This window comes from Kosakonia sp. H02 (assembly GCA_030704225.1).
Classification (GTDB): Bacteria; Pseudomonadota; Gammaproteobacteria; order Enterobacterales; family Enterobacteriaceae; genus Kosakonia.
In genome coordinates this window covers 2,368,595-2,394,161 of the sequence record CP131915.1, presented here as the reverse complement: position 1 = coordinate 2,394,161, position 25,567 = coordinate 2,368,595, and the positions used below count along the sequence as shown (strand labels likewise).

24 protein-coding genes are annotated in these 25,567 nt (G+C 55.7%); 20 read left to right on the top strand and 4 right to left on the bottom strand.

The genetic code is table 11. The features are described 5' to 3' along the window. The first annotated feature begins 9 nt into the window (after positions 1-9). The 19 genes from amiB (at position 10) to rlmB (ending at position 19,527) form a co-directional block, all read left to right on the top strand. The gene (gene amiB / locus Q5705_11335; protein ID WLI79017.1) at positions 10-1,341 is read left to right on the top strand and encodes an N-acetylmuramoyl-L-alanine amidase AmiB; all 1,332 of its coding nucleotides are present in this window, start codon (positions 10-12) and stop codon (positions 1,339-1,341) included. Positions 1,342-1,351: 10 nt separating this feature from the next. Beyond that, a complete protein-coding gene (mutL, locus tag Q5705_11330) occupies positions 1,352-3,211 on the top strand; it encodes a DNA mismatch repair endonuclease MutL (protein ID WLI75199.1) in 1,860 nt (619 codons plus the stop codon). Continuing rightward, positions 3,204-4,154 carry a tRNA (adenosine(37)-N6)-dimethylallyltransferase MiaA gene (gene miaA, locus Q5705_11325; GenBank protein WLI79016.1) on the top strand — a complete coding sequence of 317 codons (951 nt, stop codon included), beginning with the start codon at positions 3,204-3,206 and terminating at the stop codon, positions 4,152-4,154. Before mutL ends, miaA begins: the two co-directional genes overlap by 8 nt. 96 nt (positions 4,155-4,250) lie before the next feature. Further along, on the top strand, positions 4,251-4,556 hold the full coding sequence (gene hfq / locus Q5705_11320) for an RNA chaperone Hfq (protein ID WLI75198.1): 306 nt from the start codon (positions 4,251-4,253) through the stop codon (positions 4,554-4,556). Between the two features lie 75 nt (positions 4,557-4,631). Continuing rightward, entirely contained in the window at positions 4,632-5,912 is a 1,281-nt protein-coding gene (gene hflX / locus Q5705_11315) for a ribosome rescue GTPase HflX (protein ID WLI75197.1), read from the top strand. Between the two features lie 80 nt (positions 5,913-5,992). Beyond that, the gene (gene hflK, locus Q5705_11310; protein WLI75196.1) at positions 5,993-7,249 is read left to right on the top strand and encodes an FtsH protease activity modulator HflK; all 1,257 of its coding nucleotides are present in this window, start codon (positions 5,993-5,995) and stop codon (positions 7,247-7,249) included. A 2-nt stretch (positions 7,250-7,251) separates the two neighbouring features. Continuing rightward, positions 7,252-8,256, top strand: coding sequence for a protease modulator HflC (gene hflC, locus Q5705_11305; GenBank protein WLI75195.1), 1,005 nt, complete (start codon positions 7,252-7,254; stop codon positions 8,254-8,256). 75 nt (positions 8,257-8,331) lie between these two features. Then, on the top strand, positions 8,332-8,529 hold the full coding sequence (locus Q5705_11300; GenBank protein WLI75194.1) for a DUF2065 family protein: 198 nt from the start codon (positions 8,332-8,334) through the stop codon (positions 8,527-8,529). A gap of 102 nt (positions 8,530-8,631) precedes the next feature. Continuing rightward, positions 8,632-9,930 (top strand): adenylosuccinate synthase, encoded by a 1,299-nt coding sequence (gene purA / locus Q5705_11295; GenBank protein WLI75193.1) that lies wholly within the window; start codon positions 8,632-8,634, stop codon positions 9,928-9,930. A 149-nt stretch (positions 9,931-10,079) separates the two neighbouring features. After that, on the top strand, positions 10,080-10,505 hold the full coding sequence (nsrR, locus tag Q5705_11290) for a nitric oxide-sensing transcriptional repressor NsrR (protein ID WLI79015.1): 426 nt from the start codon (positions 10,080-10,082) through the stop codon (positions 10,503-10,505). A 38-nt stretch (positions 10,506-10,543) separates the two neighbouring features. After that, on the top strand, positions 10,544-12,979 hold the full coding sequence (gene rnr / locus Q5705_11285) for a ribonuclease R (GenBank protein ID WLI75192.1): 2,436 nt from the start codon (positions 10,544-10,546) through the stop codon (positions 12,977-12,979). Positions 12,980-13,048: 69 nt separating this feature from the next. Next, a complete protein-coding gene (locus Q5705_11280; protein WLI75191.1) occupies positions 13,049-13,327 on the top strand; it encodes a hypothetical protein in 279 nt (92 codons plus the stop codon). A gap of 287 nt (positions 13,328-13,614) precedes the next feature. After that, positions 13,615-14,016 (top strand): hypothetical protein, encoded by a 402-nt coding sequence (locus tag Q5705_11275; protein ID WLI75190.1) that lies wholly within the window; start codon positions 13,615-13,617, stop codon positions 14,014-14,016. Positions 14,017-14,199: 183 nt separating this feature from the next. Continuing rightward, complete coding sequence (locus Q5705_11270) at positions 14,200-15,216, top strand: D-cysteine desulfhydrase (GenBank protein ID WLI75189.1); 1,017 nt, start codon at positions 14,200-14,202, stop codon at positions 15,214-15,216. After that, positions 15,209-15,961, top strand: coding sequence for an amino acid racemase (locus tag Q5705_11265; protein ID WLI75188.1), 753 nt, complete (start codon positions 15,209-15,211; stop codon positions 15,959-15,961). The genes Q5705_11270 and Q5705_11265 overlap by 8 nt, the downstream gene beginning before the upstream one ends. 55 nt (positions 15,962-16,016) lie before the next feature. After that, on the top strand, positions 16,017-17,024 hold the full coding sequence (locus tag Q5705_11260; protein ID WLI75187.1) for a glycine betaine ABC transporter substrate-binding protein: 1,008 nt from the start codon (positions 16,017-16,019) through the stop codon (positions 17,022-17,024). Continuing rightward, on the top strand, positions 17,021-17,791 hold the full coding sequence (locus Q5705_11255; protein WLI75186.1) for an ABC transporter permease: 771 nt from the start codon (positions 17,021-17,023) through the stop codon (positions 17,789-17,791). The genes Q5705_11260 and Q5705_11255 overlap by 4 nt, the downstream gene beginning before the upstream one ends. Continuing rightward, complete coding sequence (locus tag Q5705_11250; protein WLI75185.1) at positions 17,791-18,570, top strand: ABC transporter ATP-binding protein; 780 nt, start codon at positions 17,791-17,793, stop codon at positions 18,568-18,570. The genes Q5705_11255 and Q5705_11250 overlap by 1 nt, the downstream gene beginning before the upstream one ends. Positions 18,571-18,795: 225 nt before the next feature. Next, complete coding sequence (gene rlmB, locus Q5705_11245; GenBank protein ID WLI75184.1) at positions 18,796-19,527, top strand: 23S rRNA (guanosine(2251)-2'-O)-methyltransferase RlmB; 732 nt, start codon at positions 18,796-18,798, stop codon at positions 19,525-19,527. Between the two features lie 26 nt (positions 19,528-19,553). Here rlmB and Q5705_11240 read toward each other — a convergent pair whose 3' ends face one another. Then, positions 19,554-20,843 (bottom strand): MFS transporter, encoded by a 1,290-nt coding sequence (locus Q5705_11240; protein WLI75183.1) that lies wholly within the window; start codon positions 20,841-20,843, stop codon positions 19,554-19,556. A gap of 193 nt (positions 20,844-21,036) precedes the next feature. Here Q5705_11240 and Q5705_11235 point away from each other — a divergent pair, with 193 nt between their 5' ends. Further along, positions 21,037-22,656, top strand: a complete 1,620-nt coding sequence (locus tag Q5705_11235; protein ID WLI75182.1) for an isovaleryl-CoA dehydrogenase — start codon at positions 21,037-21,039, stop codon at positions 22,654-22,656. Here Q5705_11235 and Q5705_11230 read toward each other — a convergent pair. The 3 genes from Q5705_11230 to bsmA all read right to left on the bottom strand — a co-directional run bounded on the left by Q5705_11230 (position 22,653) and on the right by bsmA (position 25,495). Then, the gene (locus Q5705_11230; GenBank protein WLI75181.1) at positions 22,653-24,587 is read right to left on the bottom strand and encodes a Cache 3/Cache 2 fusion domain-containing protein; all 1,935 of its coding nucleotides are present in this window, start codon (positions 24,585-24,587) and stop codon (positions 22,653-22,655) included. The two genes, Q5705_11235 and Q5705_11230, sit on opposite strands and share 4 nt — an antisense overlap. A 170-nt stretch (positions 24,588-24,757) precedes the next feature. Next, positions 24,758-25,045, bottom strand: a complete 288-nt coding sequence (yjfN, locus tag Q5705_11225; GenBank protein ID WLI75180.1) for a DUF1471 family protease activator YjfN — start codon at positions 25,043-25,045, stop codon at positions 24,758-24,760. 120 nt (positions 25,046-25,165) lie between these two features. Continuing rightward, complete coding sequence (gene bsmA / locus Q5705_11220; GenBank protein WLI75179.1) at positions 25,166-25,495, bottom strand: biofilm peroxide resistance protein BsmA; 330 nt, start codon at positions 25,493-25,495, stop codon at positions 25,166-25,168. Between the last annotated feature and the right edge of the window lie 72 nt (positions 25,496-25,567).

Below are 25,567 nucleotides of genomic sequence, written 5' to 3'. Positions count from 1 at the left end.
GATGACGGGATGATTTCTCGCATGAAAAATTGGTTGGCATTCGCGCTGCTTTTGTTGTGTACACCGGCAGGTGCGGCGAGTTTAGCGGATATTCAGGTGTCGAATGGCGATAGCCAGGCCCGTATCACCTTTAGTTTTATGGGCGATCCGGAGTATGCGTTCACCCAGCAGGGCAAACGCAGCGTGGCGCTGGATATCAAGCAGACCGGCATTATCCAGGGGCTGCCATTGCAGTTTAGCGGCAATAATCTGGTCAAAAGCATCCGTGCCGGTACAGCGCAGAACAACCAGTCCATCCGGCTGGTGGTGGATTTAACGCAAAACGGTAAAACCCGGGCAGTGAAGCAGCAGAACGGCGCGGGCTACACGGTGGTCTTTACGATTGATGCCGACGTACCGCCACCGCCAGTACCACCCAAAGCGGTGGTGAAGCGTGTTGAAACACCCGCCGCGACGCCGCGACAGAGCACGCCCGTGCGCAACCCTTTCAAACCTGATAACGATCGCATCACCAGTGTGACCAACAGCAATACCGTCACACGACCCGCGGCGCAGGCGCGTAGCGCGTCCGGCGATAAAGTGGTGATTGCGATTGACGCCGGGCACGGCGGCCAGGATCCTGGCGCGATTGGCGCGGGCGGTACGCAGGAGAAAAGCGTCACTATTTCTATTGCGCGTAAGCTGCGCGCCTTGCTGAATGCCGATCCGATGTTTAAACCGGTGATGACCCGCGACGGCGACTATTTTATTTCGGTAATGGGCCGCTCCGACGTGGCGCGTAAGCAAAATGCCAACTTCCTGGTTTCTATCCATGCGGATGCTGCGCCGAACCGCGATGCCACGGGTGCGTCGGTATGGGTGTTGTCAAACCGTCGTGCTAACAGTGAAATGGCAAGCTGGCTGGAGCAGCATGAGAAGCAGTCTGAACTGCTGGGCGGAGCAGGGGATGTGCTGGCCAATAGCCAGTCTGACCCCTATCTCAGCCAGGCGGTGCTGGATTTGCAATTCGGTCATTCCCAGCGTGTAGGGTATGATGTCGCCACCAGTATGCTGGGCCAGCTTCAGCGCATTGGTTCGCTGCATAAACGCCGCCCGGAACATGCCAGCCTCGGCGTGTTACGCTCCCCGGATATTCCGTCTGTGTTAGTCGAAACGGGCTTTATCAGCAACCGCAGCGAAGAGCGGCTGTTGGGCAGCGACGAATATCAACAGCAAATCGCTACGGCGATTTATGGTGGCCTGCGTAGCTATTTCCTTGCGCATCCGTTGCAGTCCGCGCCGCAGGGCGGAAGCGGGCAAACGGCCAGTGCGGGCGCACCCGCAAATGGTCTGCTTAACTAAGGATAAATTCATGCCGATACAGGTTCTCCCGCCACAGCTTGCGAACCAGATCGCCGCTGGCGAAGTGGTTGAGCGTCCTGCGTCGGTGGTGAAAGAGCTGGTTGAAAACAGCCTTGATGCCGGCGCAACACGTATTGATATCGATATCGAGCGCGGCGGCGCCAAACTTATCCGCATCCGTGATAACGGCGGCGGCATCAAAAAAGATGAACTGGCGCTGGCGTTAGCGCGCCATGCCACCAGTAAAATCGCCTCGCTCGACGATCTCGAAGCCATTATCAGCCTCGGTTTTCGCGGCGAAGCGCTGGCCAGTATCAGTTCTGTTTCCCGTCTGACACTCACTTCGCGCACGGCTGAACAGCCGGAAGCCTGGCAGGCCTACGCCGAAGGGCGCGATATGGCAGTAACGGTTAAACCTGCTGCGCATCCAGTGGGAACGACGCTTGAAGTACTGGATCTGTTCTATAACACTCCGGCGCGACGTAAGTTTATGCGCACAGAAAAAACAGAATTTGGCCATATCGATGAAGTGATCCGCCGTATCGCGCTGGCGCGTTTTGACGTGGCTATCAACCTCAATCACAACGGTAAACTGGTGCGCCAGTACCGCGCGGTCGCAGAAGGCGGTCAGAAAGAGCGCCGTCTGGGTGCGATTTGCGGTACGCCATTTCTTGAACAGGCACTGGCTATTGAATGGCAGCACGGTGATTTGGCTCTGCGCGGCTGGGTTGCCGATCCGAAAAGCACCAACAGTGCCTTGGCTGAAATTCAGTACTGCTATGTGAATGGCCGCATGATGCGCGATCGATTGATCAACCACGCGATTCGCCAGGCTTGTGAAGACAAGCTCGGCGCGGATCAACAACCAGCGTTTGTGCTCTATCTTGAGATCGATCCTCACCAGGTGGATGTGAATGTCCATCCGGCAAAACACGAAGTACGCTTCCATCAATCGCGGCTGGTGCATGACTTTATTTATCAGGGCGTGCTGAGCGTGCTGCAACAGCAGCTCGACACATCTCTGCCGCTGTCTGAAGAGCCAGCCCCTCGCCCGTTGCCGGAAAACCGTGTCGCTGCGGGGCGCAATCAATTCGCTGAACCGCGCACCGCCCGTGAACCGGATGCGCCGCGTTTTGCAACGCCTTCGTCCAGTTCCTCTCGCCCGTCTGGCGGCGCGGGCGCACAGCCCTGGCCGAATGCCCAGCCGGGTTATCAAAAACAGCAGGGCGCGCTTTATCAACAGTTGCTGGAAACGCCGGTTGCCGATCGTAAAGCAGAGAAGCCACAACCCGCCGCACCGGCGCTGGACGGGCATAGCCAAAGTTTTGGCCGCGTGCTTACGCTGATTGCGCCGCACTTTGCGCTACTTGAACGTGACGGCAAGCTGGCATTGTTGGCACTGCCGGTGGCGGAGCGCTGGCTGCGTCATGCGCAGTTATCACCGGCTAATGCTCCTGGTTGCGGGCAGCCGCTGTTGATTCCGGTGCGCTTAAAAATTTCCAGCGAAGAGAGTGCGGCCTTAAAACGTGCGCAGCCGGTATTGGCGGAAATGGGGATTGAATTTGTGCCTGATGGTCAGCACGTAACCATTCGCGCGGTGCCTTTACCCTTGCGCCAACAAAATTTACAAATCTTGATTCCTGAACTGATAGGCTACCTGGCGCAGCAGGCAAGCATTGACGCGGTGAATATCGCCCACTGGCTGGCGCGCCATCTGGCGAGTGAACATACGCAGTGGAACGTGGCCCAGGCGATCACACTTTTGGCCGATGTTGAACGGCTTTGTCCGCATCTGGTGAAGACCCCGCCGGATGGTTTATTACAACCTGTTGATTTACAAAAGGCGATGAACGCCCTGAATGATGAGTGAAGTGAGTAAAGCAGGCCTGCCGAAGGCGATTTTTTTGATGGGGCCGACGGCCTCCGGCAAAACGGCGTTAGCCATCGCGTTACGTAAAGTTTTGCCAGTAGAGTTGATAAGCGTGGACTCCGCCCTTATCTATCAGGGCATGAATATCGGTACCGCTAAGCCGAACGCGGAAGAGCTGCAAGCTGCACCGCATCGGCTCCTCGATATTCTTGATCCGGCGCAGGCCTATTCCGCGGCTGATTTTCGTCGCGATGCGCTGGCGCAAATGAAAGAGATAACCGAGGCCGGGCGTATTGCGCTGCTGGTGGGCGGTACGATGCTCTACTTTAAGGCGCTGTTGGAAGGGCTATCGCCTTTGCCATCTGCGGATGCAAAAGTCAGGGCGGAGATTGAAAAACAGGCGGCAGAGCGTGGGTGGGAAGCGTTGCATGGGCAGTTAAGGGAGATCGATCCCGTTGCCGCAGCGCGGATTCATCCAAATGATCCGCAAAGGCTTTCCCGGGCACTGGAAGTTTTTTTCATTTCGGGTAAAACTTTAACAGATCTGACGCAAACGTCAGGAGACGCTCTGCCTTACCAGGTGCATCAGTTCGCCATCGCCCCGGCGAGCCGTGAACTGCTCCATCAACGAATCGAGCAGCGTTTTCATCAGATGTTAGCTTCAGGTTTTGAAGCAGAAGTGCGGGCGCTTTTTGCTCGCGGAGATTTGCATACGGATATGCCTTCCATTCGTTGTGTGGGCTATCGCCAGATGTGGTCATACCTTGAAGGCGAGATTTCATACGATGAAATGGTTTATCGAGGTATTTGCGCCACGAGGCAGTTAGCCAAGCGACAGATTACCTGGTTACGCGGCTGGGATGACGTCCACTGGTTAGAGAGTGAAAAGCCAGAAAAGTCTTACCATGACGTGTTACAGGTTGTTAGTGCTATCGCAGGGTGAATGTGTACAATTACGTCGTATCGTGCGCAAATTTTTACGCAGTTTTCAGAACTTACGGGTTCTAAGTACAAAACAAGCATATAAGGAAAAGATAGAATGGCTAAGGGGCAATCTTTACAAGATCCGTTCCTGAACGCACTGCGTCGGGAACGTGTTCCAGTTTCAATTTATTTGGTGAATGGTATTAAGCTGCAAGGGCAAATTGAGTCTTTCGATCAGTTCGTGATCCTGTTGAAAAACACGGTCAGCCAGATGGTCTATAAGCACGCTATTTCTACTGTTGTTCCTTCTCGTCCGGTTTCACATCACAGCAACAATGCGGGCGGCGGTTCCAGCAGTAACTACCATCACGGTAGCAACGCGCAGGGCACTGCACCGCAAGACGGCGAAGAAACCGAGTAAGGTTGAAGGCTGATTTTCCAGATCGGGGAGCCAGTTAAGCTGTGTTCCCCGCTGGTATTTTATGAGGGTTTACGCTTGTTTGACCGTTATGACGCCGGTGAGCAGGCGGTACTGGTACACATCTATTTTTCGCAAGACAAAGATATGGAAGATCTCCAGGAATTTGAAGCTCTGGTCTCTTCCGCCGGTGTCGAAGCAATGCAGGTGATTACCGGTAGCCGTAAAGCACCGCACCCCAAGTATTTTGTTGGTGAAGGTAAAGCAGTTGAGATTGCAGATGCCGTAAAAGCAACCGGTGCTTCCGTCGTGCTCTTTGATCATGCGCTAACCCCAGCCCAGGAACGTAACCTGGAGCAACTGTGCGAATGTCGGGTTATTGATCGCACGGGCCTTATTTTGGATATTTTTGCCCAGCGTGCACGTACGCACGAGGGGAAATTACAAGTTGAGCTGGCGCAGTTGCGCCATCTGGCGACGCGTCTGGTGCGTGGCTGGACCCACCTTGAACGACAAAAGGGCGGGATTGGTTTGCGCGGTCCGGGTGAAACCCAGCTCGAAACCGACCGTCGTTTGTTGCGTAATCGTATTACTCAGATCCTCTCGCGTCTCGAAAAGGTTGAAAAACAGCGTGAGCAGGGGCGTCGCTCCCGTTCAAAAGCCGATATTCCAACGGTTTCGCTGGTGGGTTACACCAACGCCGGTAAATCGACGTTATTTAACCAGATAACCGAAGCGCAGGTGTACGCCGCCGATCAGCTGTTTGCGACCCTGGATCCGACGCTGCGCCGCATTGACGTCACGGATGTCGGTGAAACCGTATTGGCTGATACCGTCGGCTTTATTCGTCATCTGCCGCACGACCTGGTCGCTGCGTTCAAAGCAACGCTACAAGAGACGCGTCAGGCAACGCTGTTACTGCACGTGATTGACGCCGCTGATGTGCGCGTGCAGGAAAACATTGATGCAGTGAATACTGTGCTGGAAGAGATTGACGCACACGAAATTCCAACGCTGCTGGTGATGAATAAGATCGATATGCTGGACGATTTTGAGCCGCGTATCGATCGTGATGAAGAGAACAAACCAACCCGCGTCTGGCTTTCTGCACAGACAGGGGTTGGCGTACCACTGTTATTCCAGGCTTTGACAGAACGTCTTGCGGGTGAAGTCGCGCAGCATACGCTGCGGTTGCCAGCGGAAGAAGGGCGTTTGAGAAGCCGGTTTTATCAGCTTCAGGCAATAGAAAAAGAGTGGATGGAAGACGATGGCAGCGTAGGTATGCAGATACGTATGCCGATTGTCGACTGGCGTCGACTCTGTAAACAAGAACCGGCACTCGAAGAGTACATCGTTTGACCGGCAACACCTGAAGATTTTTCCCCTTTGGGGGTGCCCGCCAGCGGGCATACACCGCAAAATAAATATGGAGCACATACATGGCGTGGAATCAGCCCGGTAACAACGGACAAGACCGCGACCCGTGGGGAAGCAGCAAACCAGGCGGCAACTCTGAGGGAAATGGAAACAAAGGCGGTCGCGATCAGGGGCCACCTGATCTGGATGATATCTTCCGTAAACTGAGCAAAAAGCTTGGTGGTCTGGGCGGCGGTAAAGGTACCGGCGGCGCGACGCCTGGTTCTTCTGGCCCGCGCGGTCAAATTGGCGGGCGCGTTATCGGCATCGTTGCCGTTGCCGCTGTTGTCATCTGGGCCGCGACCGGGTTCTATACCATTAAAGAAGCGGAGCGCGGCGTGGTTATGCGCTTCGGCAAGTTCAGCCATCTGGTTGAGCCGGGTCTGAACTGGAAACCGACCTTTATCGATAGCGTAACCGCGGTAAACGTTGAATCCGTTCGTGAACTGGCCGCTTCTGGCGTGATGCTCACTTCTGACGAAAACGTCGTGCGCGTTGAAATGAACGTGCAGTACCGCGTCACCGATCCTGAGCGCTATCTGTTTAGCGTCACCAGCGCTGACGACAGTCTGCGCCAGGCGACAGACAGTGCTCTGCGCGGCGTCATCGGTAAATACACGATGGATCGCATTCTGACCGAAGGTCGTACCGTTATTCGTAGCGATACCCAGCGCGAGCTGGAAGAGACTATTCGTCCGTACAACATGGGGATTACCCTGCTGGACGTTAACTTCCAGGCCGCACGTCCGCCGGAAGAGGTGAAAGCCGCATTTGATGATGCGATTGCCGCCCGTGAAAACGAGCAGCAGTACATCCGTGAAGCGGAAGCGTACACCAACGAAGTTCAGCCGCGTGCGAACGGCCAGGCGCAGCGTATCCTCGAAGAGGCGCGTGCCTACAAAACGCAGACTATCCTGGAAGCGCAGGGTGAAGTGGCTCGTTTTGCCAAGATCCTGCCGGAATATAAAGCAGCACCGGAAATTACCCGCGAGCGTCTCTATATCGAAGCGATGGAGAAAGTGCTGAGCCATACCCGCAAAGTGCTGGTGAATGATAAAGGTGGCAACCTGATGGTGCTGCCGCTGGATCAGATGCTGAAAGGCGGTAACGCGCCAGCGGCAAAGAGTGACAGCAGTGGCGCGAACAACTTGCTGCGCCTGCCGCCTGCGTCCAACTCTGGCAGCAGCGCGAACAGCAATCCCTCTACGTCAGCGGGAGACATTATGGACCAACGCCGCGTGAACGCGCAGCGTAACGACTACCAGCGTCAGGGGGAATAACGATGCGTAAGTCAGTTATCGCGATCATCATCATCGTGCTGGTAGTGCTTTTCACCTCTATTTTCGTGGTGAAAGAGGGCGAGCGAGGCATTTCGCTGCGCTTCGGTAAAGTGCTGCGTGACGACGACAACAAGCCGTTGGTGTTCGAGCCAGGCTTGCACTTCAAACTGCCGTTTATTGAATCGGTCAAACTGCTCGATGCGCGTATCCAGACCATGGATAACCAGGCAGACCGCTTTGTGACCAAAGAGAAGAAAGACCTGATTGTCGACTCATACATCAAGTGGCGTATCAGCGATTTCAGCCGTTACTACCTCGCGACCGGTGGCGGTGACGTCTCCCAGGCGGAAGTGCTGCTGAAACGTAAGTTCTCTGACCGTCTGCGTTCTGAAATTGGTCGTCTGGATGTGAAAGACATCGTTACCGACTCTCGTGGTCGCTTGACGCTGGAAGTCCGTGATGCGCTGAACTCCGGTTCTGCCGGTACGGAAGATGAAGTGTCAACGCCAGCGGCAGACGATGCAATTGCCAAAGCCGCAGAGCGCGTTCAGGCTGAAACCAACGGCAAAGTGCCGGTTGTCAACCCGAACAGTATGGCGGCGTTAGGTATCGAAGTGGTGGATGTGCGCATTAAACAGATCAACCTGCCGACAGAAGTGTCTGATGCGATTTACAACCGTATGCGCGCCGAGCGTGAAGCGGTAGCCCGTCGTCATCGTTCACAGGGTCAGGAAGAAGCCGAAAAACTGCGCGCCGCAGCGGATTACGAAGTGACGAAAACACTGGCTGAAGCCGAGCGTCAGGGTCGTATCATGCGTGGTGAAGGCGATGCCGAAGCAGCGAAACTGTTTGCTGATGCATTCAGCCAGGATCCAGACTTCTACGCCTTTATCCGTAGCCTGCGTGCGTATGAAAACAGCTTCGAGAGCAACCAGGATGTGATGGTGCTCAGCCCGGACAGCGATTTCTTCCGTTATATGAAGACACCGTCTTCCACGACACGCTAAGATAGCGCCAACGGTTTTCATGATTAAAACCACCGCCTGAATCCGGGCGGTGGTTTTGTTTTATAAGGATCAAGTATGAACTCAACAATCTGGCTTGCCCTGGCGCTGGTTTTGGTACTTGAAGGCCTCGGACCGATGCTTTATCCCCGTGCCTGGCGGCGAATGATCGCCACATTGACCTTGCTGCCGGACAATCTTTTACGTCGCTTTGGCGGTGGGCTTGTGGTCGCTGGCGTGGTTGTCTACTACATGTTGAGGAAAACGATTGGCTGACGAAAAAAGCGGCTATCTGAGGGCAATTTTGCACGGAAAAAGTGCTGATTCTGAAAAAAAGCGGTGGTAGAATCCATTTTTAAGCAATCGGTGATTTTTAAAATGGGTAACAACGTCGTCGTACTGGGCACCCAATGGGGTGACGAAGGTAAAGGGAAGATTGTCGATCTTCTGACTGAACGGGCCAAATATGTTGTACGCTACCAGGGCGGTCACAACGCAGGCCATACTCTCGTAATCAACGGTGAAAAAACCGTCCTCCATCTTATTCCATCAGGCATTCTTCGTGAAAACGTAACCAGCATCATCGGTAACGGTGTTGTGCTGTCACCGGCTGCGCTGATGAAAGAGATGAAAGAACTGGAAGACCGTGGTATCCCGGTTCGCGAACGTCTGCTGCTCTCTGAAGCATGCCCGTTAATCCTTGATTATCACGTTGCACTGGATGTCGCGCGCGAAAAAGCGCGTGGTGCGAAAGCTATCGGCACCACCGGCCGCGGCATCGGTCCTGCGTACGAAGATAAAGTTGCCCGTCGCGGTCTGCGCGTTGGCGACCTGTTCGACAAAGCCACTTTCGCCGACAAACTGAAAGAAGTGATGGAATATCACAACTTCCAGCTGGTGAACTTCTACAAAGTGGACGCTGTTGACTACCAGAAAGTGCTGGACGATGTAATGGCAATCGCCGACATCCTGACCGCCATGGTCGTGGACGTTTCCGACTTGCTGGATCAGGCGCGTAAACGCGGCGACTTCGTGATGTTCGAAGGCGCGCAGGGTACGCTGCTGGATATCGATCACGGTACTTATCCGTACGTAACCTCTTCCAACACCACTGCGGGCGGCGTCGCCACCGGTTCTGGTCTTGGCCCGCGTTACGTCGATTACGTGCTGGGTATCATCAAAGCGTACTCCACCCGTGTGGGCGCGGGTCCGTTCCCGACGGAACTGTTTGATGATATTGGCGAGTTCCTCTGCAAACAGGGTAACGAATATGGCGCGACCACCGGTCGTCGTCGTCGTACCGGCTGGCTGGATGCGGTTGCGGTACGCCGCGCGGTGCAGATCAACTCCCTGTCTGGTTTCTGCCTGACCAAACTGGATGTGCTGGATGGCCTGAAAGAGGTGAAAATCTGCGTCGCTTACCGCATGCCGGATGGCCGCGAAGTGACCACCACGCCACTGGCCGCCGATAACTGGGAAGGTATTGAGCCGATTTATGAATCCATGCCTGGCTGGTCTGAATCTACTTTTGGTGTGAAAGATCGCAGCGGCTTGCCGCAGGCAGCGCTGAATTACATCAAACGTATTGAAGAACTTACCGGCGTACCGATCGACATCATCTCTACCGGTCCGGATCGTACGGAAACCATGATTCTGCGCGATCCGTTCGACGCATAATGCTGTTTTGGGGCGCGATTTTCGCGCCCTTTTCCTCGCTTATTTCACCCTTCTGTTCAAATAAATTAGCGACCTGACAGGTGGCTGGTTTATCATCAATAGAGTCAATACCTGCGGGTATCTCATTTTTCCCTGTCATTGAGGTTGATGTGCAGTTAACGAGCTTTACCGATTACGGTTTACGCGCCCTGATCTACATGGCGTCATTGCCGGCAGGACAAATGACCAGCATTACTGAAGTCACAGAAACGTATGGCGTGTCCCGTAATCATATGGTTAAGATAATCAATCAGCTAAGTCGTGAAGGCTATGTTGCGGCCGTACGTGGGAAAAACGGGGGGATCCGTCTGGGCAAACCCGCGCGAGATATTCGCATCAGTGATGTCGTACGCTCTCTTGAGCCGCTGACATTGGTGAATTGCAACAGCGAGTTTTGCCACATCACCAGCGCTTGCCGCCTGAAAATAGCACTTTCTAAAGCTGTACAGAGTTTCCTCAAGGAACTGGATAACTACACGCTTGCCGATTTGGTTGAAGAGAATCAACCGCTTTACAAATTATTGCTGGTGGAATGACGAAAATTTCCACCAGAGCTGACAACGGAGGAACCGCTATGTCACAAGATCCTTTCCTCGAACGCGAATCTGAAAAATACACCAACCCCATTCCCAGCCGCGAATTTATCCTCGACCACCTTTCAAAACGCGAAAAGCCCGCCAGCCGGGATGAACTGGCCATTGAGTTAAATATCGAAGGCGAAGAACAAAACGAAGCCCTGCGTCGCCGCTTGCGTGCCATGGAGCGCGACGGGCAATTGGTCTTTACCCGCCGTCAGTGCTACGCCTTACCGGAGCGTCTTGATCTGCTGAAAGGCGTGGTCATCGGCCATCGCGATGGGTATGGTTTCCTGCGCGTCGAAGGCCGCAAGGACGATCTCTATCTCTCCAGCGAACAGATGAAAACCTGCATCCACGGCGATCAGGTTCTGGCGCAGCCGCTGGGTGCCGACCGTAAAGGTCGCCGCGAAGCGCGCATCGTGCGCATTCTGGTGCCGAAAACCAGCCAGATCGTCGGTCGTTACTTTACCGATGCCGGCGTCGGTTTTGTGGTACCGGATGACAGCCGTCTGAGCTTTGATATTCTCATCCCGCCCGAAGAGATCATGGGCGCGCGCATGGGTTATGTGGTGGTCGTGGAGCTGACGCAGCGCCCGACTCGCCGCACCAAAGCGCTGGGCAAAATCGTCGAAGTGCTCGGCGACAACATGGGTACCGGCATGGCCGTTGATATGGCGCTGCGCACCCACGAAATTCCTTACCAGTGGCCGCCGGAAGTCGAAAAACAGATTGCCGGGCTGAAAGAGCAGGTGCCAGAAGAGGCGAAAGCCGGGCGCGTCGATTTGCGCGACCTGCCGCTGGTGACTATTGATGGTGAAGACGCCCGCGACTTTGATGATGCGGTATTCTGCGAGAAAAAACGCGGCGGCGGCTGGCGCTTATGGGTCGCCATCGCCGATGTGAGCTACTACGTGCGCCACGGCACGCCGCTCGACAACGAAGCCCGCAATCGCGGCACTTCCGTTTACTTTCCGTCGCAGGTTATCCCGATGCTGCCGGAAGTGCTCTCCAACGGTTTATGCTCCCTGAACCCGCAGGTGGATCGCCTGTGCATGGTCTGTGAGATGACCATCTCGTCGAAAGGGCGTCTGACCGGCTACAAGTTCTACGAAGCGGTGATGAGCTCCCACGCGCGCCTGACCTACACCAAAGTGTGGCACATGCTGCAAGGCGATCGTGAACTGCACGAGCAGTATGCGCCGCTGGTAAAACATATCGAAGAGCTGCATAACCTCTACAAAGTGCTCGACCAGGCACGTGCCGAGCGCGGCGGGATCTCTTTTGAGAGCGAAGAAGCGAAGTTTATCTTCAACGCCGAGCGCCGCATTGAGCGCATTGAACAGACCCAGCGTAACGACGCGCACAAACTGATTGAAGAGTGCATGATCCTCGCCAATATCTCTGCGGCGCGTTTTGTGGAGAAAGCCGAAGAGCCAGCGCTGTTCCGTATTCACGATAAACCGACTAACGATGCAATTACCGCGTTCCGCACCGTGCTCGCCGAGCTGGGTCTGGAATTGCCGGGCGGTAATAAACCGGAGCCGCGCGATTATGCCGCGCTGCTGGAATCCATCGCCGATCGTCCGGATCACGAAATGCTGCAAACCATGCTGCTGCGCTCGATGAAACAGGCGATTTACGATCCGGAAAACCGCGGTCACTTCGGCCTGGCGCTGCAATCCTACGCGCACTTTACGTCGCCGATCCGCCGTTACCCGGACTTGTCCCTGCACCGCGCCATTAAGTATCTGCTGGCGAAAGAGCAAGGGCTGAAGGGCAACAGCACCGAAACCGGCGGCTGGCATTACAGTATGGAAGAGGTGCTGCAACTGGGCCAGCACTGCTCGATGACCGAGCGCCGCGCGGATGAAGCCACCCGCGATGTGTCGGACTGGCTGAAATGCGACTTTATGCAGGATCAGGTGGGCAACACCTTCAAAGGCGTTATCGCCAGCGTCACCGGTTTTGGCTTCTTTGTGCGTCTTGACGATCTGTTTATCGACGGCCTGGTGCATGTCTCTTCGCTGGATAACGACTACTACCGTTTCGACCAGGTGGGCCAGCGTCTGATTGGCGAATCCGGCGGGCAAACCTACCGTCTGGGCGACCGGGTGGAAGTGAAGGTGGAAGCGGTGAACATGGACGAACGCAAAATCGACTTCTCCCTGATCTCCAGCGAGCGCGGCCCGCGCAATCCGGGTAAAACCGAGCGCGAACGCGGCAAAAAAGGCGCCGCAGGCAAAAACGGCGGCAACAGAAAGCCACCGCGCCGCCAGGCTGGCAAGAAAGTAAACTTTGAGCCAGATAGCGCTTTCCGGGGCGAGGCTGGCAAGGGTAAACCGAAGAAAGCCAAAACCCCGTCGAGTAAAACGCAAAAAATCGCCGCCGCCACCAAAGCAAAACGCGCGGCGAAAAAGAAAACCGCGCAGTAATACCCTCCAGGCCCTTCCATCGAGAAGGGCTTTTTTATTTATGGATAGCGTCTGGTATGGAGTGCAGCGGTGATCACACAAGAAAAGGCTCTTGCGATAGCAAAGCATTACGCGCAACAAAGTGGGCGTGGCTGGGATGAACGTTATCATGAGGCCTGCCCCATGACGCTCAATGGCGAGCCGGTTTGGCAAATCTCCACTTCCGACTCTAAATATTCTGAAGAATTGCCCTGGATGATGGAGCATATGCCCAATCCGTCTTATTACTACATCAGCATGGTTGAGGGTAAATGCGTTGCGGTTGGGAACCGCCAGGAGCAGATCCTGCGCGTGTATGAAGGTGAATAAACTTTTCTTACGCAGCGCCTCCAAAATAAAATCGCTCCCAAAAAAGGCACTGCGGGCAAAAACGGTAGCCGCAGAATTCCACCGCGCTATCAGGCGGGTAAAAAGCAATTTTTAGCCGTCTTGGTGTGCACTCATTGTACTGAAATTAAATCGAATTTCCGGCTCGCTAATTTTTCGTACCTGAAATCCGTTCAACCCTATAATGACTTTTCACGAGATACCGTTCAGGTCATTTCAAACAATGGTGTGCTTATAAATGTAGGGCGTAAGCCCCTGGACAGGTTCCGATGAGAAAAGTGATAACATACGGCTCCATTTGCATCCTTCTGTTGCTGTCCGCAGTCTTGTATAAATTTTGTTCGGTTATTATGGCTGACAGCGTTGATTACACACCGTCAGACTGGCTGGCATACCGTCTATTGACCCCTAATGAAATAAAAAACGCTCCTCATTTCAGTGATGTTGTCATGTTACATTTCAGAGCCGCCGACGGCCCCTCCCCTCAGTCAAGTCAGATCGAGTATGCAGGGCAAGCCGATATTGTAGCTATTCAGCGCTATCTTGTTGCCATTGGGTATCACGAAACAGATGACCCTGTGATGGGGAAAATGTGGATCAAAGGTGACAGCGATAATGGCGCTTTCATCACGCAAACTACAGATTCGACAAAACTGACGTTCATTGAATGAAACCTAAAATAAAAGCCATCGAAAAATGAAGGCTTTTATGCGTTAGTCATTTCCCGCACATCGATATTTATTATTTATCGTTAGCCTGCGCACACAGAAAGATATAGTGAATATTCATTTTTAATTCACCGAATTCACCCGACGCAACATGCGGCGGGTATCTCTGTTTTGCAAGGAGCGATTATGCATCTGGCTCGTTTTCCCCGCCTGTCATTAGGCCATTTCCCCACGCCGTTAGAGCCGCTGGAAAATTTAAGCGCGTTTCTGGGCGGCCCGAAATTATGGATTAAACGCGACGACGCCACCGGGCTTGCCACTGGCGGGAATAAAACCCGCAAACTGGAATTTTTACTGGCGGATGCGCAGGCCTTGAATGCCGATGTGATTATCACTCAGGGCGCAACGCAGTCGAACCATGTCCGCCAGACCATCGCCGGAGCGGCGAAACTCGGCTTACCCACTAAGGTGCTGCTGGAAAAACGCGTCACCGATTTCGGCGAAGATTACCAGCGGTCCGGCAACGTGCTGCTCGATGAACTGCTGGGCGGCGAGATAGTCGCGCATCTGCCGGGCGGCACGGATATGCAAAAAGCGATGGAAGCGTACGCGGAACAACTGCGTGAGCAGGGATTTAAAAACCCGTATGTCATTCCCGGCGGCGGGTCTAATGCTATTGGGGCGCTGGGCTATGTCGGCTGCGCCGAAGAGCTGCTGTTCCAGTCCTCACAACTGCGTCTGCGCATTGATCAGGTGGTGCACGCCACCGGCAGCACCGGCACGCAAGCCGGATTAGTTGCCGGGTTTACCGCCACCAACAGCCATGTGCCGGTGCTGGGTATCAGCGTGCGCGCGCCCAAAGCGAAGCAGGAAGAGAACGTCTGGAATCTGGCCTCGCGCACCCGCGAACTGCTCGGCGTACCGGGCGAATTGCCGCGTGAGACGGTGGTCGCCAACAGCGATTACGTGGGCGACGGCTACGGCCTGCCGACAGAAAGTATGCTGGAAGCGCTGACGCTGTTCGCGCGCCACGAAGGCATTCTGCTTGACCCGGTTTACTCCGGGAAAGGCGCAGCCGGGCTTATCGATTTGATCCGTAAAGGCCATTTCACCCACGATGAAAACGTGGTGTTTATCCATACCGGTGGATCAGCCGGGCTGTTTGGCTATCGCCAGGTTCTTGAGGCGCATCATCGTGGCTAGGCCCTTTTTACTCGGCGTGCTGGGCGGCATGGGGCCGCTCGCCACGCTCGATTTTCAGCACAAATTACTGGAAGCCACGCCCGCCGACAGTGATCAGCAGCAGTTGCCGTCAGTGGTGTGGAACGTGCCGCAAATCGCCGACCGGCAAAAAGCGCTGGCGGGCACGGGCCCGTCGCCACTGCCGCAACTGCTGTACGGTATCGAAAAACTCAACCAGGCTGGCGCAAGCCATATCGTCATTCCCTGCAACACCGCCCATCACTGGTTTGACGAACTCAGCCGCGCCAGTGAAGCTAAGCTGTTGCATATTGTTGATGCCTCTATCGATGCGCTGCTGGCGTTGGCGCAAAGACCGCAGCGGGTAGGGCTTATCGCCACGCAGGGTACGCTGGATGCAGGCTGGTATCAGCAGGGTCTCGCGGCGCACAACATCGAGGTGCTGCTACCTAATGAGGATGAACTGGCGCAGTGGTTTGTGCCGGGCTGTTATGCGGTGAAACGCGGGGCGTTGCATGTCGGTGGCGACCTGCTCAACTCACAAGCGCGTGCGCTGCTGGCACGGGGTGCCGAACAGTTGCTGCTCGCCTGTACTGAAGTGCCGGTTGCGCTGAAGGCAGTGGCGGCGCCGTCTCTTTCAGTTGCTCACGATCCGGCGCAATTACTCGCACAGCGCTGCGCGCAAATATGGCTGGAGTATCGCCATTCTTATTTCCCGCATACCCAAAGCAATAATTTGAATAAATAAAACGCCAGCCTGTCGATATAGTGTTTTGGCGCTAACACACTAAAGGTCAAATAAAATGAAAAAGAGTCTCTGCTTATTACTGGCAGCGGGTAGCTTATGGGCTCACGCCAGCTTCGCAGCAACCCCAAATGAAGTCCGCGTCGCCTACAGCGGCGGTTCGCAAGTATTAATGTTGTCAAAAGCCGATGGCTCGCTGGATAAAGCCTTAAACAGCAAAGTGCAGTGGGTGCAATTTGCCTCCGGTGCCGATGCATTAAGTTATTTCGCCAGTAACGCCATTGATATTGCCAATTTTGGCTCCAGCCCGGCAACCGCCGGAATTGTGCGTAAATTACCGGTAGAAATTATTGGTGTTTCCGGCGTGATTGCCAGTTACGAACGCTTAATTGGTAAAGACGGCATTAACAATATTCGCGATATCGAAGGCAAACGCGTGGCCTATCCGCCCAATTCCACCGCGCAATATGCGCTGGAAGCGGCAATCAGTGTGAATAAACTCGACCGCAGCAAAATCACCCTGTTGCCGCTGCGCCCGGCAGAAATGGTAGCGGCCTGGAAACGTGGCGATATTGATGCTGGTTATGTCTGGGCACCGTTCGCCCAGGAACTGGAGTCCTCCGGCGGCCATCAAGTCTTCGCCACCAAAGATCTGCAAAAAGATGGCTACCTGATTTACAACAACTACGTAGTGCGCAAAGCCTTTGCTGAGCAGTACCCGGAAGCGGTCACCGCTTTCCTGCGTGTCCACCAGCAGAAAGTGGATGAGTTCAGAAAAGATCCTGAACGCGCCGCCGCGATTGTCGCCAAAGAGGTCGGCGCGCCGTTGACCACTGCGACCAATACCCTTGGCGGGCTGGAATACCCGAGCTTGAGCGAGCAGGGCACGGCGGCCTGGCTGGGTGACGGCACGCAAACCTCCGACAGCGGGATCGGCAAAGCATTGAGCAAAACGTCGAACTTCCTCGCCGGGATTGGCGAAATCCGCAAACGCGACATTCCGGCGAACTGGGATAACGCCATCGACTCCCGTTACATTCGCGAAGCGGCGGCAGCGGCAAAATGAAATTGCGTCAACATGTCGCCATCAGTGTGATGTCGGTGGCGATCTTTTTTGTGCTCTGGCAAGTGGCGGCGACCCGGCAATGGGTCGATCCGCTGTTGCTGCCCTCACTCACCGACATCGGCCTGACGGCACAAGAACTGCTCGCCGACGGTTACCGCCAGGTGCCGCTGTGGCAGCACATTGCCGTGAGCCTGGCGCGGGCGCTCAGCGCTTTTGCCGTCGCCATTATTATCGGCATTCCGCTCGGGCTGCTGATGGGGTTATCGGAGGGGCTTTCCGCCGTCCTTAACCCGTTTGTGCAGTTCCTGCGCCCGCTGCCCAAAATCGCCCTTATCCCGCTGGCGGTGGTGTGGCTGGGGATTGGCGAGTCGTCGAAATTTTTCCTCATCTTTATCGCCACATTTTTAAGCGTGGTGGTGGGTGCCAGCGCGGCGGTGGAGCGTATTGGTCGCGCACGGATCCGCGTGGCGCAAACCCTGGGCGCGTCAAAAGGGCAGATCTTCCTGCGCGTGGTGCTGCCGGACGCCTTACCGGAACTGTTCACCACCGTGCGTTTGTCGATTGGCATTGGCTGGACGTCGCTTATCGCCGCCGAAATGGTCGCCGCCAGTTCGGGGCTCGGCTGGATGGTGATTAACGCCAGCTCGTATCTGCGCACCGATATCGTCATGCTCGGCATTCTGCTGCTCGGCGGCATTGGCTATCTGCTGGATTTATTATTGCTGGGGCTGCAACGCGCGTTGGTGCCCTGGGCGGGGAAAGAGTGATGACTGCACAAATTGCACTGGAAAACGTCTCCCTGACGTTTGCCGCAAAACCGCAACCGTTAACCGTGCTGGAAGAGGTCTCGCTGGCGCTGTCGCCGGGGGAATTTGTCGTGCTGCTGGGGCCGTCCGGCTGCGGCAAATCCACCATTCTCAACCTGGTCGCCGGGTTTACCCGACCCGACAGCGGCCAGGTGCTGGCGGGTGGCAAAGCCGTGCAACAGCCTGGCCCATCGCGCGGGATGATCTTCCAGCAGCCGAACCTGTTTCCGTGGTTGTCGGTGCTGGATAACGTCACCTTCGGCCCGAGGCTTGGCAAACATCGCAAAGCGGACGTCAACGCGCAGGCGCTGGACTGGCTGGCACGCGTCGGGCTGAAAGGCTTTGAGCACCATGCGCCGTGGCAGCTTTCCGGCGGCATGAAACAGCGCGTTGCGCTGGCGCGCGCCTGGCTGCCTGGCCCGGACGTTTTATTGCTGGATGAGCCTTTTGGCGCGCTGGATGCGCAGACGCGCTTAATGATGCAGGAACTGTTGCGCGAAGCCTGGCTGGAAACGCGCACCACGCTGCTGTTCGTCACGCACGATGTGGAAGAGGCGTTGTTTCTTGCCGATCGCATCCTGGTGATGTCGGCGCGGCCGGGGAAAATCGTCGAAGAGATTACCCTGCCGTTTGGTCGCCAGCGCGATATCGAAACCATCGCTGGACATCCGCAATACAGCGAGATCAAACAGCATGTGCTGCACCGCGTGCGCCTTGAGGCGAAGCGGCACTTGAGTTAACGCAACCCTCCCGGTGTCGGGAAACACAAACTGTCACAACGAAAGGTGGAAGCAATGAGTATTACGCCAATAGCCTGCTCACCGTGCTGCCAGAAAGCCTGGGGAAGCCACGCGGTCGCGAATGGTTAAGTTCGACCTGAGGCGTGGGTTGGTTATAATGAGCGCCGGTGATTTCTATCACGCCTTATATAACCCGGCGCAAACCGCCCCAAATGAGTACCCTCAATGAGTGAAATGATTTACGGCATCCATGCGGTGCAGGCCCTGCTGGAGCGCGCTCCCGAGCGTTTTCAGGAAGTGTTTATTCTGAAAGGCCGCGAAGATAAACGACTGCTGCCGCTGATCCACGCGCTGGAAGCGCAGGGCGTGGTTATCCAGTTGGCGAACCGCCAGTATCTGGATGAGAAAAGCGAAGGCGCGGTGCACCAGGGGATCATTGCACGCGTGAAACCGGGGCGTCAGTATCAGGAAAACGATCTGCCGGATCTGATCGCCAGCCTCGAACAACCCTTCTTTTTGATCCTCGATGGCGTGACCGATCCGCATAACCTGGGCGCATGTTTACGTAGCGCCGATGCGGCGGGCGTGCATGCGGTGATCGTGCCGAAAGACAAATCTGCTCAACTGAACGCGACGGCGAAAAAAGTGGCCAGCGGCGCGGCGGAAAACGTCCCGCTCATCCGCGTCACCAACCTGGCGCGCACCATGCGTCTGTTGCAGGAAGAGAATATCTGGATCGTCGGCACCGCAGGCGAAGCGGATCACACACTGTTCCAGAGCAAAATGACCGGCCCAATGGCGCTGGTGATGGGCGCAGAAGGCGAAGGTATGCGCCGCCTGACCCGCGAGCACTGCGATGAGCTGATAAGCATCCCGATGGCGGGCAGCGTTTCATCCCTGAACGTCTCTGTTGCCACCGGTATTTGCCTGTTTGAAGCGGTGCGTCAGCGCAGTTGATTTTGTTTGCGCCGGGGGAACCCGGCCTACTCTTCTAACGACCGCAAATGGTCGCCCTTGTTGAGCGTCATCAACGCCGCAATACTCACCACCGCCGTTGCCATCACGTAATAGGCCGGAATATCGAGATTACCGGTCTCTTTAATCAGGCCGGTAATAATCAACCCCGCGCAGCCGGAAAAAATGGCGTTCGACAGGGAATACGCCACGCCAAGCCCGGTATAGCGCACGCGCGTCGGGAACATCTCCGACAGCATCGCCGGGCCGGGGCCTGCCAGCATCCCGACCAGCCCGCCAGCAATCAGCACCACAGCAGCTTTCACCACCAGCGTGCTGGATTCTGCCTGCAAAACCTTCAGCAGCGGCAGAGCGAGAATCAACAGCAGCAGCGACGCAATCACCATCACCGTGCGCCGACCAATACGGTCGCTCAGGATACCGGAGGGAATAATCGTCAACGCAAAGCCAATGTTGGAGATAACCGCAATCAGCAGCGCCTGGTTAAACCCGGTATGCAGCGCCGATTGCAGATACGCCGGCATGATAACCAGGTAGGTATAACCCGCGGCGGACCAGACCATTACCCGGCCAATCCCCATCACAATCGCTTTTAGCGTGGCAATCGTGTCTGCCCGTTCAGCCAGCGGTTTTTCCTGCTGTTGCACAAAGCTCGGCGTCTCTTCCATGCTGACCCGCAGCCACAGCGCCACTACGCCCATTGGCAGCGCCAGGAAGAAGGGAATGCGCCAGCCCCAGTCATGCAACGCTTCGGGTGTGAGCAGGGCGGAAAGCAGCGCCACCACGCCCGCGCCGGTTAATAACCCCAGCGCGACGGTGAAGGATTGCCATGCGCCGTACAGGCCGCGTTTGCCGCGCGGGGCGAACTCCGTCATCAGCGACACTGCGCCGCCATATTCGCCCCCGGCGAACAGGCCCTGCAAAATGCGCAGGCCGGTGATGATGAGCGGCGCGGCGATACCAATACTGGCGTAAACCGGCACTACGCCGATGGCGGCGGTTGCCAGCGTCATTAATACCAGCACGATAATCAGCGTCGGTTTACGCCCGAGCCTGTCGCCGATACGGCCAAAAACCACGGCCCCGAGCGGGCGGAAGAAAAAAGCGATGGCAAAGGAGGCGTAAGTGAGGATCAGGCTGGTTAGCCCCGCGTCGCCTGCAAGCTGGAAGAAATTTTTTGCGATAACGGTGGCGAGAAAACCGTACACCGCAAATTCGTACCACTCGATAAAGTTGCCGATCGAGCCGGCAATTAACGCACGTTTATGCGCGTCCGGCGCAAGGTGAGGTGAAGTCATAATGGTTCTCTTTGGCAGGGTGAGAATAAATTATTCAACAACAATGCCAGGTGGGAAATATATTATTCTTATATTGTGTGAGCTATTTCACGAATGATCGCCGCATTATCGCGGCTATGTGATACCACTTCCATGCAGCATCGGTGCGGGCTGTCCATACTTACGGTGATTGCCACTGAAGGAGGGAGACAGTATGCACTGGCAAACCCACACCGTTTTTAACCAACCCATCCCGTTGCATAACAGCAACTTATTTCTGTCTGACCGCCCGCTATACGATGCGGTAATGCGCGAAGGCGCGGCGTGGGACGCCGAGCTGCTCGCCAGCATTGGTCAGCAACTGGGAACAGCCGAGTCGCTGGAGCTGGGAAGGCTGGCGAATGCCTATCCCCCGGAATTGTTGCGCTATGACACCACCGGCGAGCGGCTCGATGATGTGCGCTTTCATCCGGCCTGGCACCTGCTGATGCAGGGCTTGTGCGGCAATCGCGTGCATAACCTGGCGTGGGAAGAGGAGGCGCGCGTCGGTTCCTTTGTTGCCCGCAGCGCGCGTTTTGTGCTCCATGCGCAGGTAGAATCCGGCACGCTTTGCCCCATCACCATGACCTTTGCCGCCACGCCGCTGTTGCGACAGTCAATCCCGCTACCTTTTCACCACTGGCTGAAACCGCTTTTGAGCGACCGTTACGATCCGCATATGCTGCCTGGCGGCCAGAAACGCGGGCTGCTTATTGGCATGGGGATGACGGAAAAACAGGGCGGCTCCGACGTGCTGAGCAACACCACGCGGGCGGAAAAAAGCGGCGATGAGTACCGGCTGGTGGGGCATAAATGGTTCTTTTCGGTGCCGCAAAGCGATGCGCATCTGGTGCTGGCGCAGGCGAAAGGCGGGCTTTCCTGCTTCTTTGTGCCGCGTTTTCTGCCCGACGGCCAGCGCAATGGCGTGCGCCTCGAACGGCTAAAAGACAAACTCGGTAACCGTTCGAATGCCAGCAGCGAAGCGGAATTTTGCGACGCCAGCGGCTGGTTGCTGGGCGAAGAGGGCGACGGTATACGCCAGATCCTCAAAATGGGCGGGCTGACGCGCTTTGATTGCGCACTCGGCAGCCACGGCTTGATGCGTCGCGCCTTTTCCGTGGCGTTGTACCACGCGCACCGGCGGCAGGCGTTCGGTAAAAACCTGGTCGATCAGCCATTAATGCGCGAAGTGCTTAGCCGCATGGCGCTCCAGCTTGAAGGGCAAACGGCGATGCTGTTTCGCCTCGCGCGCGCGTGGGATAGCCGCAGTAATCCGCAAGAAGCGCTGTGGGCGCGCTTGTTTACGCCGGTGGCGAAATTTGCAGTGTGTAAAAGCGGCATTCCGTTTGTCGCCGAAGCGATGGAAGTGCTCGGCGGCATTGGCTATTGCGAAGATAACGAGCTGCCGCGCCTGTATCGCGAAATACCGGTAAACAGCATCTGGGAAGGCTCCGGCAATGTGATGTGCCTGGATGTGTTGCGCGTGCTGGCAAAACAGCCGGGCATTATGGAGCTGTTAAACGAAGAGTTCGCCGCAGTAAAAGGGCGGGATCGCCATTTTGAGCGCGCCTGGCGACAGCTTCAACAGCGGCTGCGTAAGCCGGACGAAGCGCAGGGGCGGGAGATAACGCAACAGCTTTGGCGGCTGGGCGCGGGGGCGCAAATGTTGCGCCACGCTTCGCCGCCAATGGCGCAGGCATGGTGCCAGATGATGCTGGATACCCGTGGCACTGCGCAGATCGATGAGCAGGTGAAAAACGATCTGCTGCTGCGCGCCACGGGTGGGGTGAATTAATCCATTTTCAGGCGGAACAGGCTTACCAGCTCACTCAGATGCGCGCCTTTCTCCCGCAGGAGACGGGCGGTTTCTTCGCTCTGCGTCACGCGTCCGGCGTTGATGTGCGTTGCATCGCCAATATGTGTCATTGCCAGATTCACCTGGTTGATGCCCGCCGATTGCTCGTGGGAGGCATGATTAATTTCATGCACTAACTGGTTGATATTGTTCATATGGCTGATGATCGACTGCATCGCAATGCGCGTGGCTTCTGACTGGGCATGGCCTTCGCCCACTTTCTTCAGCGTGTCGCCAATTAACGCTTCGATCTCTTTCACCGCGTTGGCGCTGCGTGCCGCCAGCGCGCGCACTTCCTGGGCCACCACGGCAAACCCTTTGCCATGTTCACCTGCGCGCGCCGCTTCCACCGCCGCGTTGAGGGCGAGGATATTGGTCTGGAAGGCAATGGACTCAATCACGTGGGTAATGTCGGCAATACGCTGCGAGGCGCTGCGAATGTCTTCCATCGTGGCGACGGAGTGATCCACCGTTTTGCCACCTTTTTGCACCGCTTCGGTGGTCTCATTCACCAGATGTTGCGTTTGCTCCATATTGGCGGCGGTTTGCTGCACGGTGGCGGCAATTTGCTCCATGCTGGCGGAAGTCTCTTCTACGCTGCTGGCCTGCTTGTTGATCTGATCGCTGATCTCGCTGCTGTCGGACGCCAGCGCATTCGTCCCCAGGTTTATCTCGGCGGCGGATTCACGCACTTGTAGCACGATTTTATGCAGACCATCACCAATACCGTTGATAGCGTTAATCAACTGACCCACTTCATCCTGGCGATCGACCGCCAGCGTGGCGCGCAGATCGCCTGCCGCATATTGCTGGGCCAGATCGATTACGCTACGCAGCGGGCGCGACAGCCAGCGGCGAATAATCACCACAAATAACGCGGCGAACAGCAGGGAAACTACGACGCCTGCCAGCAGAAACTGGTTACGCATGGTAGTGACACCCTGAAGCAGGATGGCTTTATCCACTTCACCGACAATCGTCCAGTTCCAGCCGGGCAGGGCGGTATAAGAGAGCAGCAGCGTGCGGCCATCAGCGCTTTGCTGTGTCAGCGTCCCGCTGTCGTTTTTCAGCAGGGTTTGCAGATCTTTTTCATCCCACTGCGGGCGTTTGCCTTCCTCTGTATCGTGGAATAAGTAGCTGCCGTAGTTTTTGCCAGGGTTACGGTCAATCACGAAGAAATGGCCGCTTTCACCCAGCTTGCGCCCAAGGATTTTATTGCGCATCACCTCCCAGGAGCGGGAGATATCGACGCCAACAAAAAGAATGGCAATGACGTTGCCGCTGGCATCTTTCACCGGCTGGTATTGGGTGATGTAGCGTTTGCCGAACAGCAGCGCCAGGCCGCGATAAACCTCGCCTTTTGTTACCGGCGCGAAGGCGGGGCTGGTGTGATCGAGTTTGGTGCCAATGGCGCGATCGCCGTTCTCTTTACGCAGGGACGTGGCGACGCGGACAAAATCCTCGCCGCTACGCACGAACAGTGTGGCAATCGCGCCGGTGCGGTTGAGGAAGTCATCAGGAATGGCGTTATTGTTATGCAGCTCAACGTCGCCACCTTTAAATAACGGTACATCCATACCGTTAATTTCCCGGCGCTGTTGCGGGTCGATGGTCAGTGGCTGCGGCAGAAAACTGCTGAACAAACGCGTGTAGCTTTCAACCTCTTCACTCAGACTGCTGTTGAACATTTCAACCATGTCCACCACGCCGGTGGATTGGTTGTGCAGGTCTTCCATGGCCAGCGTTTCCAGTTGTTGGCTGGCTTTATTGCTCATCAGAAAAGTAAATAAGAGGAAAAGCGTTGCTACGCTTGCGCCAGTGAGCAGAGAGAGCTTTGCACCGAGGCCGGTGCGGCGAAATAAGGCGCTCATAATGTGTCCGTTATTCTATGTGTGTGCCACCTTCAACGGCACAAACCGGACAACATTTAGTGTATGTTTGTAACTAAATATTACAATGATGCATCTTTAAGATAACATAATCTTAATGAATGTAGGGGCATAAAAAAACCACCCTGATTTGGTGGCTTTTTCAAAACGACTCAAGCGTACAAAATAGCCTGCACTTGCCAGTAGTCGACCTGCTTCTGTTCCTGCATGCGGATGATGCGATACCAGGATGCGCCCTGTTCATCGGCTTTCAGGGCGATAACGCGCTCGACGTCTTGCAGGCTGCCGGACACATTGTCGACGGAAATCAGCCCGATTTCGTTTAATCCCGTTACGCAGTCGGCACTGGCGAACTCCGCAGGCTGCGCTGTTGTATTCAGCATTCCCGTGGAAAGCAACAGTGAGTTTAAAGCGAGAGATCGTTTCATTGTCAGCTCCATTTTACGTACCCCGTTTCAGTCAGGGCTTCCTTTCGCGCAAGGGATGAAAAACCCTATAGTGCACAGAAGAACATCAATGGACGCAAAGGCAGTGTAAAAGTCCTTAAAATCAACGCCTCGCTACTGCCGGTATAACAGGGCTCGTCCGAACCAGCGCCCGGGAAATACGGTGTCATCCATCATAATAATGACGTAATAATCCGCTTTCGCGGCGGTGGCTTTGGCTTTGATGGCCGCTTCCACATCCATGGGAGAACCCAATACCGTCACGCTTACAGCGCCGATTTGTTGCAGGCTTTGCGTCTGATTGCGGTTGATTTCCTGCGGGCTGCTGCTGACCGGCGGTGCGGGTTGCGGCTTACCTGCCAGTGCGGCACAGCCGCTGAGCAAAACAGCAAACAGTAGCGGCAGCAAGGCGCGCATTGCGTTCTCATGTCTCCTGATAGCCATAGTGTAGTTCCTGATTAATTTCACTTTGAGGGAATGTTCCCGAAGTGTTAGCTCGAGCACTTATTTCGAATG